Origin of the sequence: Celeribacter neptunius (genome assembly GCF_900113955.1) — a bacterium.
In the GTDB taxonomy this organism is placed as follows: Bacteria; Pseudomonadota; Alphaproteobacteria; order Rhodobacterales; family Rhodobacteraceae; genus Celeribacter; species Celeribacter neptunius.
The window spans coordinates 39,290-55,928 of sequence record NZ_FORH01000007.1 but is presented as its reverse complement, the minus strand read 5'-3'; the positions used below and the strand labels follow the sequence as shown (position 1 = coordinate 55,928).

General features: G+C 61.7%; 13 protein-coding genes and 1 riboswitch. Of the genes, 4 read left to right on the top strand and 9 right to left on the bottom strand.

What is annotated here, in order from left to right:
* Positions 1-10: 10 nt before the first annotated feature.
* The 4 genes from gcvP to gltX all read right to left on the bottom strand — a co-directional run bounded on the left by gcvP (position 11) and on the right by gltX (position 6,236).
* Positions 11-2,869: an aminomethyl-transferring glycine dehydrogenase gene (gene gcvP / locus BM151_RS16105; protein ID WP_090061775.1), complete on the bottom strand. Its 2,859-nt coding sequence runs from the start codon at positions 2,867-2,869 to the stop codon at positions 11-13.
* 108 nt (positions 2,870-2,977) lie between these two features.
* Positions 2,978-3,349, bottom strand: a complete 372-nt coding sequence (gene gcvH / locus BM151_RS16100) for a glycine cleavage system protein GcvH (protein WP_281245324.1) — start codon at positions 3,347-3,349, stop codon at positions 2,978-2,980.
* 23 nt (positions 3,350-3,372) lie between these two features.
* Positions 3,373-4,500, bottom strand: coding sequence for a glycine cleavage system aminomethyltransferase GcvT (gene gcvT, locus BM151_RS16095; RefSeq protein WP_090061774.1), 1,128 nt, complete (start codon positions 4,498-4,500; stop codon positions 3,373-3,375).
* A 186-nt stretch (positions 4,501-4,686) separates the two neighbouring features.
* Positions 4,687-4,772: riboswitch (glycine riboswitch) on the bottom strand.
* A gap of 141 nt (positions 4,773-4,913) precedes the next feature.
* Complete coding sequence (gene gltX / locus BM151_RS16090) at positions 4,914-6,236, bottom strand: glutamate--tRNA ligase (protein ID WP_090061773.1); 1,323 nt, start codon at positions 6,234-6,236, stop codon at positions 4,914-4,916.
* Positions 6,237-6,318: 82 nt separating this feature from the next.
* On the opposite strand from gltX, the gene BM151_RS16085 reads away from it, so the two are divergent.
* Positions 6,319-6,744, top strand: a complete 426-nt coding sequence (locus BM151_RS16085; RefSeq protein WP_090061772.1) for a metallopeptidase family protein — start codon at positions 6,319-6,321, stop codon at positions 6,742-6,744.
* Between the two features lie 113 nt (positions 6,745-6,857).
* Entirely contained in the window at positions 6,858-7,811 is a 954-nt protein-coding gene (locus tag BM151_RS16080) for an MBL fold metallo-hydrolase (protein WP_090061771.1), read from the top strand.
* Between the two features lie 93 nt (positions 7,812-7,904).
* On the opposite strand, the gene BM151_RS16075 is transcribed toward BM151_RS16080, so the two are convergent.
* Together BM151_RS16075 and BM151_RS16070 are read right to left on the bottom strand one after the other, a co-directional pair.
* Positions 7,905-8,903, bottom strand: a complete 999-nt coding sequence (locus BM151_RS16075) for a DUF6976 family protein (RefSeq protein WP_090061770.1) — start codon at positions 8,901-8,903, stop codon at positions 7,905-7,907.
* A gap of 11 nt (positions 8,904-8,914) precedes the next feature.
* Positions 8,915-9,124, bottom strand: coding sequence for a hypothetical protein (locus tag BM151_RS16070; RefSeq protein WP_090061769.1), 210 nt, complete (start codon positions 9,122-9,124; stop codon positions 8,915-8,917).
* Positions 9,125-9,332: 208 nt separating this feature from the next.
* On the opposite strand from BM151_RS16070, the gene BM151_RS16065 reads away from it, so the two are divergent.
* Positions 9,333-10,286 carry a 1-phosphofructokinase family hexose kinase gene (locus BM151_RS16065; protein ID WP_090061768.1) on the top strand — a complete coding sequence of 318 codons (954 nt, stop codon included), beginning with the start codon at positions 9,333-9,335 and terminating at the stop codon, positions 10,284-10,286.
* Positions 10,287-10,291: 5 nt separating this feature from the next.
* Here the strand turns inward: BM151_RS16065 and BM151_RS16060 are convergent, their stop codons facing one another.
* On the bottom strand, positions 10,292-11,527 hold the full coding sequence (locus BM151_RS16060) for an Hsp70 family protein (RefSeq protein ID WP_090061767.1): 1,236 nt from the start codon (positions 11,525-11,527) through the stop codon (positions 10,292-10,294).
* A gap of 77 nt (positions 11,528-11,604) precedes the next feature.
* Positions 11,605-13,263, bottom strand: coding sequence for an NAD+ synthase (locus tag BM151_RS16055; protein WP_090061766.1), 1,659 nt, complete (start codon positions 13,261-13,263; stop codon positions 11,605-11,607).
* Positions 13,264-13,488: 225 nt separating this feature from the next.
* Here BM151_RS16055 and BM151_RS16050 point away from each other — a divergent pair, with 225 nt between their 5' ends.
* Complete coding sequence (locus BM151_RS16050) at positions 13,489-14,937, top strand: MORN repeat-containing protein (RefSeq protein WP_090061765.1); 1,449 nt, start codon at positions 13,489-13,491, stop codon at positions 14,935-14,937.
* A gap of 345 nt (positions 14,938-15,282) precedes the next feature.
* Here the strand turns inward: BM151_RS16050 and BM151_RS16045 are convergent, their stop codons facing one another.
* Entirely contained in the window at positions 15,283-16,554 is a 1,272-nt protein-coding gene (locus tag BM151_RS16045; RefSeq protein WP_090061764.1) for an NAD(P)/FAD-dependent oxidoreductase, read from the bottom strand.
* Positions 16,555-16,639: the final 85 nt, after the last annotated feature.

Genomic DNA, 16,639 nt, shown 5'->3' with positions numbered 1-16,639 from the left:
CCTTCAGGGATCACTCCGCCGCTTCGACATAGCTTTCGGGCGGCGGGCAGAGACAGATCAGGTTGCGATCGCCATAGGCATTGTCGACCCGACCGATCGGCGGCCAGTATTTGTCGACCCGGAAGGCGCCCGGCGGAAAACAGCCCTGTTCGCGCGGGTAAGGCCGGTCCCAATCCGCCACCAGATCGTTGACCGTATGCGGCGCCAGTTTGAGCGGGTTGATGTCTTTCGGCAGTTCGCCCTTCTCGATCTGGGCGATCTCCGCCCGGATCGACAGCATGGCTTCGCAGAACCGGTCCAACTCGGCCTTGGTCTCACTCTCGGTCGGCTCTATCATCAACGTGCCCGGCACCGGAAAGGACATGGTCGGCGCATGGAACCCGCTGTCCATCAGCCGTTTGGCAATGTCATCGACGGTGACATCGGTCGTGTCCTCGAAGGCGCGCGGATCGACGATGCATTCATGCGCCACACGCCCCTGTTTGCCCTTGTAGAGCACCGAGAAGGCCGCATCCAACCGGGCCGCAATGTAATTGGCGTTGAGGATCGCCACTTTCGTGGCCTGCGTCAGCCCCTCACCGCCCATCAACATGCAATAGGCCCAGGAGATCGGCAGGATCGAGGCGGAGCCATAGGGCGCGGCCGAGACCGGGCCGGACACCGAACACCCATCGTCCTCACCCAGCGGCGATCCCGGCAGGAACCGCGCCAGGTGCTTTTTCACGCCGATCGGCCCCATGCCGGGACCGCCGCCGCCATGCGGGATGCAGAAGGTCTTGTGCAGATTGAGATGCGAAACGTCGGAGCCGATCTCACCGGGTTTGGCCAGCCCGACGAGCGCATTCAGGTTGGCACCATCCATATAGACCTGCCCCCCAAACTCATGGGTGATGTTGCAGACCTCCTTGACCGTTTCCTCGAACACCCCATGGGTCGAGGGGTAGGTGATCATACAGGCTGCGAGATTGTCGCCCGCCGCTTCGGCCTTGGCGCGAAAATCCTCGAGATCGATATCGCCATTCTCTGCAGTTTTCACCACCACGACCTTGAGGCCGACCATATGGGCGGAGGCCGGGTTGGTGCCATGGGCCGACATCGGGATGAGACAGATGTTGCGCCCGCCCTGCCCGTTCGCCCGGTGATAGCCCATGATCGTCAAGAGACCGGCATATTCGCCCTGCGCGCCCGAGTTCGGCTGCATCGACATGGCGTCATAGCCGGTGATCTCACAGAGCTTGTCCGAGAGATCGTCGATCATGAAACGATAGCCGTCGGACTGATCCTCTGGCGCATAGGGGTGGATGGCGTTGAACTCCGGCCAGGTGATCGGCATCATCTCGACGGCGGCGTTCAGTTTCATCGTGCACGATCCAAGCGGGATCATCGCCCGGTCGAGTGCCAGGTCACGGTCCGCCAGACGGCGCATGTAGCGCATCATCTCGCCCTCGGCGCGGTTCATGCCGAAAATCGGATGCTCGAGATAGGCGCTCTCGCGCAGCATCGTCTCCGGAACGCCCAGCCCGGGGAAGCCCGCGGGCACCTCCGCCTCATGACCGAAAGCGCGCCAGACCTTGGCGAGGGTTTCATCGTCGACCATCTCATCGACGGCGATACCAATGCGGTCCGTCCCGACACGGCGCAGGTTGATCCCTTCGGCCTGGGCCGAGCGCAGGATCACCCCTTGCATCGCACCGGCCTCGACCGTGATCGTGTCGTAATAGGCCTCGGGCGCAACTTTGAACCCGGCGGCCTTCAGCCCCTCGGCCAGCTTCACCGCTTTGAAGTGGATCTGCTCGCCGATGGCGCGCAGCCCGGTCGGCCCGTGGAACACCGCGTAGAACGAGGCCATGACCGCCAGAAGCGCCTGCGCGGTGCAGACGTTCGACGTGGCTTTTTCGCGCCGAATATGCTGTTCGCGGGTCTGCAGGCTGAGCCGATAGGCGCGGTTGCCGGAGGCATCGACAGAGACCCCGACGATCCGACCGGGCATCGAGCGTTTCATCGCATCCTTGCAGGACATGAAAGCGGCGTGCGGACCGCCGAAGCCCATGGGCACGCCAAAACGCTGGGCCGAGCCGACGGCGATATCGGCATCCATCGCACCAGGTTCTTTCAGCATGGTCAGCGCCATCAGGTCACAGGCCATGACCGCCACGGCTTTCGCCTCATGCAGCGCGGCGATCTGGGTGCTGAAATCCGTCACCCCGCCATAGGTGCCGGGGTATTGGAAAATCGCACCGAACACGTCGGCAGGCATGAGATCCTCCGGGGCGCCGATCACGATCTCGATGCCCAGAGGGGCGGCGCGGGTCTCGATCACCGCGATATTCTGCGGGTGGCAATTTTCGTCGACGAAAAACGCCTTGGCCTTCGATTTCGCCACACGCTGCGCCATGGTCATCGCCTCGGCGCACGCCGTCGCCTCATCGAGGAGCGAGGCATTGGCCACTGGCAGGCCGGTCATGTCCGAGATCATCGTCTGGAAATTCAACAGTGCTTCGAGGCGCCCCTGCGCGATCTCCGGCTGATAGGGCGTATAGGCCGTGTACCACGCCGGGTTCTCGAGGATATTGCGCTGGATCGCCGGCGGCGTGGCGGTGCCATAGAAGCCCTGACCAATGAGCGAGGTCATCACCAGGTTCTTCTTGGCCACTTTGCGGATATGGCCCAGCACCTCATGTTCGGTCATCGGCGCCCAGGTGAGCGGCGACATCTGGCGGATCGCCATCGGCACCGTCTCGTCGATCAGCGCATCGAGCGAGCTGGCGCCCACCACATCGAGCATCTGCGCCATTTCATCCGGCGACGGGCCGATATGGCGGCGGTTGGCGAAATCATAAGGGTTGTAACTCGACGGGGTATAGGCCACGGGGTCGCTCCTTGAAAGCTTGTAACATGAAAGCTTGTGTCATGACGGATCGGGCGTCGCGGATCATGACCCGCGACGTATCGTTTTTGAAAGCGGGCGCGGCGTGGCTCAGCCGACGAAATCCTTGTACTCCGCCTCGGACATGAAATCGTCCAGGGCCGACATGTCTTCGATCTTCATCTTGAAGAACCAGGCGTCCCCCAGCGGGTCTTCGTTCACCTTGCCGGGATCTTCCGCCAGCGGTTCGTTCACCTCGACAATCTCGCCATCCAAGGGCGCCAGAATGTCGGAGGCGGCCTTGACGCTCTCGATCACCACGACCTCATCGTCCTTCGACACGGTGGTGCCCTCTTCCGGCAATTCGACGAAGACCACATCGCCCAGCTGCGTGGCCGCATGTTCGGTGATGCCGACGACGACGAGATCATCCTCGACGCGGAGCCATTCGTGTTCTTCGGTGAATTTGATATCTGCGGCCATATCTGTGGTCCCTTTGAGAAGTATCAGCGTTTGTAAGTGGAATTGCGGAAGGGCATCGGGGCGACCGTGACCGGCCGGCGCTTGCCCCTGAGTTCGGCGAAGACCTCGGTACCGCCCTTGGACAGTTCGGTCGGCAGGTAGCCCATGGCGACCGGCGCCTCGACAGAGGGGCCGAACCCGCCGGAGGTGATCTCACCGATCTGGCGCGAGCTGTCCTCGCTGGCGAAAAGCGGCGTGCCCTCGCGCATCGGCGCGCGGCCCTGCGGCAAAAGCCCGACGCGTTTGCGCTCGGCGCCGTTGTGCAGCTCCGAGAGAATGCGATCGGCGCCAGGGAAGCCCCCCTCGCGCGCGCCACCCGTGCGCCGGACCTTTTGCAGCGCCCAGGCGATATTGCCCTCGACCGGCGAGGTGGAGGTGTCGATGTCGTGGCCGTAAAGGCAGAGCCCGGCCTCGAGCCGGAGCGAGTCGCGGGCGCCCAGCCCGATCAGCTCGACCTCCTCCATGGCGACAAGCTTTTCGGAGATCTCGACGGCCATCCCGGCCGGGATCGAGATCTCGAACCCGTCTTCGCCGGTGTACCCCGAGCGTGAAATCCACCATTCGACCTCATCGACGGTGATCCGCACGGAATCCATGAATTTCAGCTCGGTGACCTGTGGCACAAGGCGGGAGAGCGCAGTCTCAGCCAGCGGCCCCTGCAACGCCAGAAGCGCCCGGTCGGTGATCTCGGTGATCTCGACATGATCCGGCAGCATGGCGTTGAGATGGGCGATATCTTCGGTCTTGCAGGCGGCATTGACCACCAGGAACAACCCGTTGCCGGCGTTCGAGATCATCAGATCGTCGAGAATGCCGCCCGTGTCATTGGTGAAGATGCCATAGCGCTGACGTCCCGGTTTCAGCCCAAGCACATCCACCGGCACCAGGCTCTCGAGCGCCAGGGCGAGCTTGTCATAGCCATAGGGTGATGTGAGCATCACCTGCCCCATATGCGACACGTCAAACAGGCCCGCGGCCGCGCGCGTGTGCAGATGTTCCTTCATCACGCCCAGCGGATATTGCACCGGCATTTCATAGCCGGCGAAAGGCACCATCTTGGCCCCATGGGATACGTGAAAATCATATAGCGGCGTCTGTTTGAGTTCCGTCATCTCAGCCTCTCCTGCACGCGCACCGGACCCGGTCTGGGCCACTCTGACATGGCGTCGCGATCTTGTTAAGCCGGCGGAATACGCCCGGCACCTATGACGGTTTCCCGCCCGATGCCCCCTCTGTCCTTTGCGCCTGAGATCGTTATCCCTTCGGCGGGGGTGAAACACCCCTCTCTCCAGAGTCTTGGCCGCATGAAGGTCCGTTTACCTGAGAGTTTCCCGGGGCGGTTGCTCCTTCGGTACGGTGTCACCCGTTCTCCCAACATGCAGCGTTGCGCCGGACCCTATGCGAGGGCCGGATTCGGAGCAAGCGAGAAATGTTTCCGATAGGAAACTTGCGACAGAAAGACAGTAAAAAGCCGCCACAGAGCGTTCTCCATGGCGGCCTACTGTTTGATTTTGAACAAAACCGCTTAGAAAGACGGCTTTTTCTGCATGAGCGGCATGACATCGGACATGTCCGGCCCGCGCTCCATGCCGGTCACGGCCTTGCGCAGCGGCATGAAAAGCCCCTTGCCCTTGCGGCCCGTCGCCTCTTTCACCGCCGCGGTCCAGTCTTTCCAGCTCTCAGAGGTGTAGGGCGGTTCCGGCAACATCTCGAAAGCCTCGGTGATAAAGTCCTTGTCCTCATCGGCCACCATCGGTGTCGCGCCATCACGGAACAGTTCCCACCAGCCCGCCATGTCGGCTTTCACGGTGATGTTCTCGCGCACGACATTCCAGAACGGTTCGGCGATCTCGGCAGGCACACCCAGCCCGGCGACCTCATAGGCCACATCGGCAAAGGGGCGCGCGTGGTTGATCTGCGACGTCAGGCTGAACAGGTCCTGGCTGTCGAACTTGGTCGGCGCCGCGCCGAATGTCGACAGGTCGAACCCTTCGATCAGCTCCTCCATCGAGGTCCTGAGTTCCACCGGCTGGTTCGAGCCAAGACGCGCCATCAGCGACAGAAGCGCCATCGGCTCCACCCCCTGCGCCCGCAGATCACGCAAGCTGAGCGTGCCGAGACGCTTCGAGAGCGCCTCGCCCTGCGGCCCGGTCAGGAGCGAATGGTGGGCAAATGTCGGCACCGTGCCGCCCAGCGCCTCGATGATCTGGATCTGCGTCGCGGTGTTGGTGACGTGGTCGGAACCGCGCACGATATGGGTCACACCGTAATCCACGTCATCGCAGACCGAGGCGAGCGTATAGAGGAACTGACCATCGGCGCGGATCAGCACCGGATCGGAGACCGAGGCCGCATCGATCGAGATATCGCCGAGAATGCCGTCATGCCAGTCGATCCGCTCCTGATCGAGTTTGAACCGCCAGACACCGTCACCGCGCTCGGCGCGCAGCTTGGCTTTCTCATCTTCGGAGAGCGCCAGCGCGGCACGGTCATAGACCGGCGGCTTGCCCATGTTCAAAAGCTTCTTGCGCTTCAGGTCCAGTTCGGTCGGAGTCTCGAAGGCTTCGTAGAACCGGCCCTTCTCGCGCAGCTCGTCGGCGGCGGCGTGATAGCGGTCGAGCCGGGTCGACTGTTTCTCCAGCCGGTCCCAGGTGAAGCCCAGCCATTCGAGATCCTCGAGGATGCCATCGGCATATTCCTGTTTCGAGCGCTCCTGGTCGGTGTCGTCGAGACGCAGAATGAACTGCCCCCCGGCCTTGCGGGTGATCAGGTAGTTGAACAGCGCGGTGCGCAGGTTGCCGACATGAATAAAGCCCGTGGGCGAAGGCGCGAAACGTGTGACGATCATCGTGGGTCTCCTGTTGCGCTTCCTCTTTCATATCGCGGCCAAAGAGTCCATATCGGGCACAGGTTCACAAAGGAATTCTGCGATGACATCACCGCTTCTTGAGGCCCCGGACATGATCGCCCCGGATCTCGACATGATCGAGCAGATCGCCCGCCAGACCATGGCGGACCTGCCGCCGGCTTTCAAAGTGCTGGCCACCAATGTGTCGCTCACGGTGATGGATTTCGCGCCCGAAGACTTGCTGGCCGAAATCGGCATCGAGGACCCGTTCGAACTGACCGGGCTTTATACCGGCATCCCGATGACCGAGAAATCCACCATGGATCAGCCCATGGCGCCGGATACGATCTGGCTGTTCCGCCGGCCGATCTTGGACGAATGGTGCATGCGTGGGAACGTGACGCTCGGGCAGATGGTCGCCCATGTCACCGTGCATGAGCTGGCGCATCATTTCGGCTGGTCGGACGAAGACATCGCCACGATCGACAAATGGTGGGAATACGACTGAGCCCGGCTCACGGCCGTTGACGCAAATGTCATTCGCGCTTTTCCTCGCTGTGCTATTCTCCCGCGACGACTATCGTTTCCCAAAGAGAAACCCTAGCCCGGGAGGATACCCCCATGAAAACGCAGAACGCAAAGAACGCGCCTTTTTCACCTTACTTGTCACGTCGCCACCTTTTGTTAGGTGCAGCCGCCCTTCCCATCGCCTCGAGCCTGCCGTTCGCGGCCAGGGCAGAGGCACCGATGCTCGGTCAGGGGTTTGCCCCCTATCGCCGTTTCCAGCTCGGCGCCTTCGAAGTCACCACGCTGCTCGCCGGCAACCGCACCGTGCCCGACCCGCACACGATCTTTGGCCTCAATGCTTCGGACGAGGAATTCGCCGCCGCCTCCGAGGCCAATTTCATCCCGGCAGATGCGGCGCAGTTCTTTTTCACCCCGACGCTGGTCAACACCGGCGCCGAGCTGATCCTGTTCGACACCGGGCTCAACCCGACGGGCATCACCACCGCGCTCGAAGCCGCCGGTTATAGCGCCGATCAGGTCGACCGCGTGGTGATCACCCATATGCATGGCGACCATATCGGCGGCATCTATGACGGCGCGCCGACCTTTGCCAATGCCGCCTATTCCACCGGTTCGGTCGAAATGGATCATTGGGACATGTCGGGCAATGACGGGTTCGAGGCGAAAATCCGACCGCTTCAGGAACAGTTCGATCTGCTCGAAGGCGGATCGGAAGTCACCTCAGGCATCACCGCGGTGGAGGCTTTCGGCCACACGCCCGGACACATGGCCTTCCATCTCGAGAGCGAGGGCAAGCAATTGATCCTCGGGGCGGATTTCGCCAACCACTTTGTCTATTCCCTGGCCTACCCGGATTGGGAAGTGCTCTACGATACCGACAAAGCCATGGCGGCGCAAAGCCGGCGCAAGCTTCTCGACATGATGGCGGCGGATCGCCTGCCCTTCATCGGCTATCACATGCCCTTCCCGGCCCTGGGCTATGTCGCGGCCAAGGATGACGGGTTCACCTATGTACCGGCCAGCTATCAGATGATGATCGAAAGCTGACGCAAGCCGCAAAAGACGTCGAAACAAGGGAGATAAGAAAACGGCCGCAGCGTGGTGCTGCGGCCGTTTTTGTTGCGTATTGCGCCAGGCTGATCAGGCGACAGCAGCCTGTTCGGCAGCCTTCACATGCAGGCGCACCATGGTCTGGTTCAACAGGATGTAAGCGATCTCGCCAAAGGTCACCGGACCGGTGAAATTGCCGGTCTTCTTGCCCTCGAGCTCACCGTAGAGGTAGTTGAGGATACAGTTGCAGGACAGCTCCGAAGCGCCTTCGCCCGTGGCGCGCGCTGCGAAAGTGGCGGCATAGTCGCCGGTCGGTTTGGCGATGTGATACTCGGCGCCTGCGACAACCGGCGCATAGAAAGCCACACCCTTGTCCGCATCGACGGACTGGAAGGACACATTGACCATCATGCCGGCATAGTTGGCGACGAGCGGAAGCTGCGTGTCGACGCCGGTCTCGGTCAGATAGGCCGCGAAATCCACCTCTTCGCCGTTGACCATGGCGGTCTTGGCGCCAAAGCCGTCCTCAGAAAAACTGATCTTGTCGGCGGCAACGTCCTGTTCGAACAGGTTCAGGATATCGAGATCCGCAACCGCACCGTCGTTCAGCGCGACATGCAATACGGCGGCCCCCTCTTCATGCGCCTGGCCGGTGGCGCCATCGAAGACCTTCGGCGTTTTCACACCGATCTCCTCGAGATGCACGCCGGTGATCCAGCCCATCAGCGGCTGATCGAAAAGACCCGGGAATTCCGCGCCTTTGATGGCGAACTCGGAATGCGCCTTGGAAAACGCCGGGATCAGAATCATCGACAACCCGTTGTCAAACCGGTTCATCGTCAGGTTCGGGAGATCCTCGCCCTCGTAAACCACCGCACGCGCATCGGTTGCGCGCTCGATTTCGGTCACGAAAACATTTTCACGGTCGACCCGACCGCCGGTTTCGGTGACGAAGTAAACCGAGGTCCCGCCAATCCATTTGCCCTTCGGCAATTGGCCCAGCGCCTCTTCGGAGCCAGCGAGCAATAGGACCGCACCGGCTTCGATCTTTTCGGCAGCCTCGGCCACGCTCATCATGGTGTTTTTCATGTCTGTTCTCCTCAGAAACCGGCAATATCCGCCTGGGCAAAGGCGTTCTTTTCAAAATAGGCACGCAATTCGGAAATCTTCCCCGAGATGCTCGACGGGTCGCTTCTCGCCTCACGGCGCAGGCGGGTCACCAAGATCTTGGTCGCCAAGCTTGCTGCGGACAGATCGCTGTCCGAGGTCAAAACACGCTGCCAACGCGGGTCGTTCGCTGCAGGAACCATTTACTTCTCCTTTATGGTAGATCACATTTTCCGGGTTTCATGTTTCGAAATGCTTTTTGCCCGGAACTTCTTTCTCGACGATTAAATTTTGGACGGTTTGAGAAAATGCCGGTCAGAAATTGTGTTACCCTGACCTCGATCAAAGTTGTTATCGCTATCAGATGTAGGTTAGTTCTCGAGCTGACTCGCTTGCGGTTAGGAGATGTTTATGGCTCAGATTCTGACAATTACGCTGAACCCGACCGTGGATCTGTCCACCAACACCAGCGCGGTCAGTGCCGGGCCGAAGCTGCGCTGTTCCACGCCCGAGGCGGACCCCGGCGGCGGCGGCATCAATGTCTCCCGCGCGATCAAGTTCTTGGGGGGCGACAGCACGGCCTTTACCGCCGTTGGCGGCGAGACCGGGGCACATCTCCTGCGTCTTCTGGCCCAGGAACATGTGCGTTTCACGGCATTTTCCGTCACCGGTGGCGCCACGCGTCAATCCATAGCGGTGACGGAACAGGAGAGCGGCAAACAATATCGCTTCGTCATGCCCGGGCCGTACTGGAACCACGAAATGGTCGACGAATCGATCAATGCGATCACCCAGGCGGCGCCCGCCGACGGGGTGGTGGTGCTCTCCGGTTCGCAACCGCCCGGCGTGCCGCTGGATTATCCGGCGCGTCTCGCCCGGCATCTGGTGCGCAAGAGCGTGCAGCTTTTCGTCGACACCTCGGGCAAGCCGCTGCACGAGCTGATGAAGAACCCGGCAAATCCCTTTGTGTTGCGCATGGATGATGTGGAGGCCGAGGATCTCGCCGGGCGCAAACTGCCCTCGCGCAAGGACACGGCGGACTTCGCCAGCGAACTTGTCGCCCGTGGCGTGGCCGCGAATGTCATCATCGCCCGCGGCGCCGATGGCTCGACACTCGCCAATGCGGAAGGTCGCTGGCACGCCTCGCGCGCGATCAATCCCGAGGACGTGATTTCCGCTGTTGGCGCGGGCGACAGTTTCGTCGGTGCGTTCTCGATGGCGCTCACCCGCGGTGACACGATGCAGGAGGCGCTGTGCTTCGGCACATCGGCAGCCTCCGCCGCCGTGCTCACCGCCGGCACGCAGCTTTGCAGTCTCGAAGAGGTCGAGCGCCTGCTGCCCGGCTGCGAACTGATCGAATTGTAAGCTGTTTACGCCCCATCGGACGAGGCCAGCGCCAGCCCGTCGACCACGGCGGTAAAGGCCTCTTCGCGAATGGCGCGCGCCTGTGGCAGTTCGGCGGAACAAGCGGCATCGACCACATGCATCAGGCTGGAACCGCCAACATAGACCACCGCCCCCACCGACGCATCCGCGAGCCCGGCCAGCTCAAGCGTGGCTTTGATCGCGTCCCGCAGCTCGGCCTGATAGCCCGCGAGTGCCACGGCGAGATCTTCCGGTGTGAGAGCAGCCGACAGACCCTTTTCCACCAGCGACAGCTCGATCTCCGACGCGGCACCGCCATTGGCGCCAATCTTTGCTGCCTCGACGGCAAACGCGACATCGTGACCGAGCTCGGCCTCGATCACCTCGACCAGCCGTGCGAGCTTCTCTCGCTCGACCGCATGGGCGTGCAGATCGCGCACCTTGGCGAGTGTTTCGCGGGTGTAGAGAAAGGGGATCTTCTGCCAGGTGGCGAGATCGTTGAACAGGGCGGTCGGCATCGGCAGAAGCCCGTCCGCCAGAGTGCGGCGCAATTGCGTGCCCGCACCGAAGAGCGGCATGGCATGCGCGAGGCTCAGGGCGCGGTCGAAATGCGTGCCGCCCAGACGGATCCCGTGCGAGGCCAGCACCTCGACCTTGCCGCCCATCTTGCGGAACAGGGTGAAATCCGAGGTGCCGCCGCCAATGTCCACCACCAGCCCGATCTCATCGGGTTTGAGATCCTTGGCCGCCAGCGCTGCCGCCTCCGGCTCGGCGAGAAAGCGGATGCGGGAAAACCCGGCCATTTCATAGGCCTCGCGCAGATCGCGCTCGGCCTGCGCGTCCATCCCGGCATCTTTCGAATGGAAATGCACCGGACGGCCGGAGACCACGCCGGTCACCGGCTGGCGAATCTGTTCCTCGGTGCGGGCTTTCAGCGTGGCGAGGAATTGCGCGATGACATCCAACAAACTTTGACGTTTGCCGCCGATCGGCCGGGTTTCGCGCAGAAGCGGCGTGCCCAGCACGGATTTCAGCGCCCGCATGTAGCGGCCCTCTTCACCATCGATCAGCGCCCGGTTGGCCGCCGACCCCAACCGCATCGCGCCTTTCGGATCGAAGAACACCGCGGTCGGCAGGGTCTTTTCGCCGGGTTCCAGTTCCACCAGCCAGGGCTTGCCGTTGACCGCGAGACCCAGCGCGGAATTCGAGGTGCCGAAATCAATGCCAACCGTAAGATCCATACCGCCCGCTCCTAATCAGAAAGCGCGCTGTCTAACCGTCCACGGGCCTCATCGCAAGAGAGATCAGCCCCGCAAAATCAGGAGGGATCGCGCCAGCGGCTGGCGATCGGATAGCGCCGGTCGAGCCAGAAGGCCCGCGGCGTCAGGCGTGTCCCCGGCGCCGATTGGAAACGCTTGTATTCGGAGATGTACAAGAGGTGCTCGATCTTCTTCACCGTGGCGCGTTCGAAGCCCGCGGCAACCAGATCGGACACGCTTTCCTCACGATCCACCAGCCCCTCGAGAATCGCGTCCAAGACCTCATAGGGCGGCAGGCTGTCCTCGTCCTTCTGATCCGGGCGCAGCTCGGCCGAGGGCGGCTTGTCGATGATCGAGACCGGGATGACCTCGCCCTCGGGCCCCTTCATCCAGTCACGGTGGTTGGCGTTGCGCCAGCGGCATTGCTCGAACACCCGGGTCTTGTAGAGATCCTTGATCGGGTTATAGCCGCCGTTCATGTCGCCATAGATGGTGCAATAGCCCACCGCGACCTCGGATTTGTTGCCGGTGGTCAAGAGCATCGAGCCGAACTTGTTCGACAGCGCCATCAGCAGCAGGCCGCGCAGACGCGACTGGATATTCTCCTCGGTCGTATCGAATGGCAGATCGCCGAAGATCGGCGCCAGCGTTTCGGTGATCGCATCGCGGCCTTGGGAAATCGGCACGAAATCGTAGCGACACCCCAGCCGGTTGGCGATGTCCTTCGCGTCTTCGAGCGAGCCTTCCGAGGTGTACTCCGACGGCAGCATCACGCAATGGACGTTCTCGGCGCCCAGCGCGTCGGTGGCGATCGTCGCCACAATGGCCGAATCGATGCCGCCCGACAGGCCCAGAACCACGCTTTTGAATCCGGTCTTGCCGAGGTAATCGCGCAGGCTCTCGACCATGGCGCGGTAATCCTGTTCCCATTCATCGGGCTGATGGGTGATCTCGCCATCGAGCGCCCACCAGCGCCCGTCGCGTTTCTCGAAATCCACATGGCGCAGACAAGCGTCGAAGGCCGGCAGGGTGTGCGCCGGCTTGCCATGGCGATTGAGCACGAAGGAGCCACCGTCGAACACCTGATCGTCCTGACCGCCGACCATGTTGAGATAGACCAGCGGCACATCGTTTTCGACCACACGCGACACCATATGGGTCAGACGGGTGTTGAACTTGTTGCGGTAGTAAGGCGAGCCATTGGGCACCAGAAGGATCTCGGCGCCGCTTTCGACCTGCGCCTCGGCCACATCGTCGAACCAGGCATCCTCGCAGATCGGCGAGCCGATCCGGAGCGGCCCGATGGCATAGGGGCCTTCGAACGGGCCGGAGGCAAAGAGGCGTTTTTCGTCGAAGACCTTGTAATTCGGCAGGTGATGTTTGCGCAGCACCTGTTTCACCCGCCCCTCGGCCAAGATCCAATAGCCGTTATAGAGCGCATCGCCGTAGAAATACGGCGCGCCGAGGCCGATCGCCGGCCCGTCGAGCGTCATCGCCGCAAGCTCCTCTGCCATGGCCATGGCCATGTTCACCAGCGCCGGTTTCATCACCAGGTCCTGCGGCTGATAGCCGATCAGAAAGAGCTCCGGAAAGGCGATCATATCGGCCCCGGCGGATTTGGCCTCGGCATAGGCGTCCCGCACCTTTTGCGCATTGGCGTCAATCGCCCCCACGGTCGGGTTGAGCTGGGCCAGTGTCAGGCGGAAATGGTCGGTCATCGCGCGCGTCCTTAAACTCTTGAGTCAGGGTTTAGCAGAAAGACACGCGAGGAAAAGCCGATCACGGCAAAAACATTTGAAGCCCGCGCGGTGACCCCCTAGGCTGGCCAGCGACCGCTGCCCTTTTGGGCAAAGCCTCTGCCCGGTGCGCCGCACCGGCCTGCAAGGCGGGACTGACATATCGTGAATGGAACTGACAGAGTGACACGCAAACAAGTGACACGGATGCGCAACGCGCTCACCGCGGCGACCCTGATCGGGTTTACCCCTCTCATGGCCCTGGCGCAGGACGACCGGCCTGTCGAAACCCATCAATTCGAAGAGGGCGGCATCTACGAGGGCACGTTCAAGGACGGGTTGCAGGACGGGGTCGGCACCTACAGCCTGCCCAACGGATATGAATATACCGGCGAATGGGTGATGGGCGAGATCAAGGGCCAGGGCCTTGCGCGCTTCACCGACGGCTCGGTCTACGAGGGCGCTTTCGAGAAAGGCAAACCGAGCGGGTTCGGCAAGATCACCTATGCCGATGGCGGCACCTATGAGGGCGACTGGGTCGATGGCGAGGCCACCGGGTCGGGCGTCGCCACCTATGCCAACGGGGTGAAATACGAGGGCGGATTTCTCGCCGCCAAACATCATGGCCAGGGCCGGATGGAAAGCCCGACGGGCTATGTCTATGAAGGCGGCTGGGTCAATGGCGTCAAGGAAGGCCGTGGTACAATCAGCTATCCCGAGGGCGCACATTACGAAGGCGAGATGGCCCGCGATCAGCGCCATGGCCAAGGTATCCTGACCACCGAAGAGGGGCTCATACTCGATTGCCAATGGGTCGACAATCAATGCAATGGCGCGGGCACGATCACCCAGCCCAATGGCGATGTCTTTGAGGGCGAGCTGGTCGGTGGCAAACGTCAGGGCATGGGCAAGGTGACCTATGCCAATGGCGACGTTTATGAGGGGGCCTTTGACGATGACAAACGCCACGGCGAGGGAAGCTTCACCGGCTCCGACGGCTATATCTACAAGGGCGAATGGGTCGACGGACGGATCGAGGGGCAAGGTCAGGTGACCTATCCCGATGGCTCCGTCTATGTGGGTGAATTCCTCGACGACCTGTCCCATGGCACGGGCAAGATCACCTACCCCAATGGCACCACCTATGACGGCGAATGGAAATATGGCGTGATCGACGGCACCGGCGTGGCGCGCTATGCCAACGGGCTCATCTATGAGGGCGAGTTCAAGAACGCCCAGAACCACGGGCGCGGCAAGATGACCTATACCGATGGGTTCGTCTACGATGGCGACTGGGTCGATGGCCAGCGCCAGGGCAAGGGCAAGGCCTCCTACGCCGATGGCACCACCTATGAGGGCGATTATGTCGCCGGCAAGCGCGACGGCGTGGGCACGATCCACATGGCCTCGGGCTTTTCCTATACCGGCGAATGGAAAGACGGCGAGATCCAGGGACAGGGCAAGGCAACCTATGCCAATGGCGACAGCTACGAAGGCATGTTCGTCGCCGGCAAGTCCAACGGTCACGGCACGATCACCTATGCCGATGGCAAGGTGGTGTCGGGCGAGTGGGTCGATGGTGCGCTGGTGTCTGAGGATACCGCCCCTGAAGCCGCAGATGACACAGCGGAAACGCCTGCTGCGGCATCGGAGTGAGGTGCGGGTGAGGGATGTCCGCTTTGGGGGACGGAGCGGACATTGGTCACCGGACTGACGTGAGGGCGTGCGCCGGACCGTGGGCTGGCGCTGCAACGACTGAACGTTGCGCTTTATGCCTGCCAAATCCGGAAAAGATCAGAACGTTGCGTGCTGCCACAAATGCGCCTGACCGCCGGGACGGTCCGGCGCACGCCCGGGCAACTGCGTTGCTATTCCGGGCGGTCGCACGAAGTCCCCAATGCCCCCTAAGGCCTCAAACTCACCACTCCCCTTCGTGACCTCACCACCAAGCAAAAGGGCGGCCCGCTTTGGACCGCCCTTTCCTATACGCTGCGATGCCCCTCAGCCCTTGAGCTTGTTCACCTTCATCATTTTCATGACCATGCGCTCGTAGAACGGCTCGGAAACGCCTTTTTTCACCTTGCGCATGAAGTACCATTCAAAGCCGAGCTTGGCCCAATGCACCCATTTGCCATGGCCCGCCCAGTTGACGTTGCGCGGTGGGTTCTGCGGCATGGCGAGGAAGGCGGCACCGCCATCGCCGAAGTCCGCAAGGCAGAGCGCGTTCCAGGTCGCCAGCTCCTTGGGCTCTTCGCCCTTCATGATCAGCGGGATGTTATGCGCGGTCGCGGTCACCATGCTCTCGATCATGAAACCGGTTTTCGGCACGCCGGTCGGCACCACGGTGGGTTCTTTCGGCGCGATGGCGATACAGACGCCGATACCGAAGATGTTGGGATAGGTCGGGTTGCGCTGAAACTCATCGACGATGACAAAGCCGCGCGGGTTCACCAGACCTTCGATCCCCATCAGGGCCGGAATACCGCGGAAGGCCGGCAAAAGCATGGAATAGGCGAAGGGGATCTCGTGATCCTTCTTCGGATTGCCGTCCTCGTCATGTTCGGTGACAAAGATCTTGCCCTCTTCGAACTTATTGGTCTTGGCATTGGTGATCCAGCGAATGGACCGCTCGCGCATGATGCTCTCGAGCATGCCCTTGGTATCCCCCACACCGCCGAGGCCGAGATGGCCGATATAAGGTTCCGGCGTGACAAAGGTCATCGGCACCTGATCGCGGATCTTGCGCCGCCGCAGGTCGGTATCGATGGTCATGGCATATTCATAGGCCGGACCGAAACAGGATGCCCCATGCACCGCGCCGACCACGATCGGGCCGGGATTGGCGCAGAACTCTTCCCATTTATCGCCCGAGACGGCGGCATGTTCGACATGGCAGACCGAATGGGTGAATTTGTCGGGACCGAAGCCTTCGATCTCGTCAAAGGCCAGATCCGGCCCGGTGGCCAGCACCAGATAATCGTAGGTGACCTCGCGCCCCGATTCCAAGGTGATCTTGTTCTCGGCGGGCTCCAGCTTCACCGCGCCATCACAGATGAAATCGATACCGCGCCGCTTCATCACCGGCTCGAGCTCGATGGTCAGATCGTCCTGCTTGCGCCAGCCAACCCCGGCCCAGGGGTTCGACGGCGTGAACTGGAAATAGCTTTTGTTGGAAATCACCGTAATCTTGTCGTCTTTGCCGACCGTATCCTTCAGCTCATATGCCTGAATGGTTCCCCCGAGCCCGGCACCGAGCACAACGATATGCGCCATAGTCTTCTCCCTTCAAAATTGTCCCGCTTCCGTTGGAGCATTCGCCAACACGAGCTCTCCTCCGCGGATCATAGCACAGCTTTCC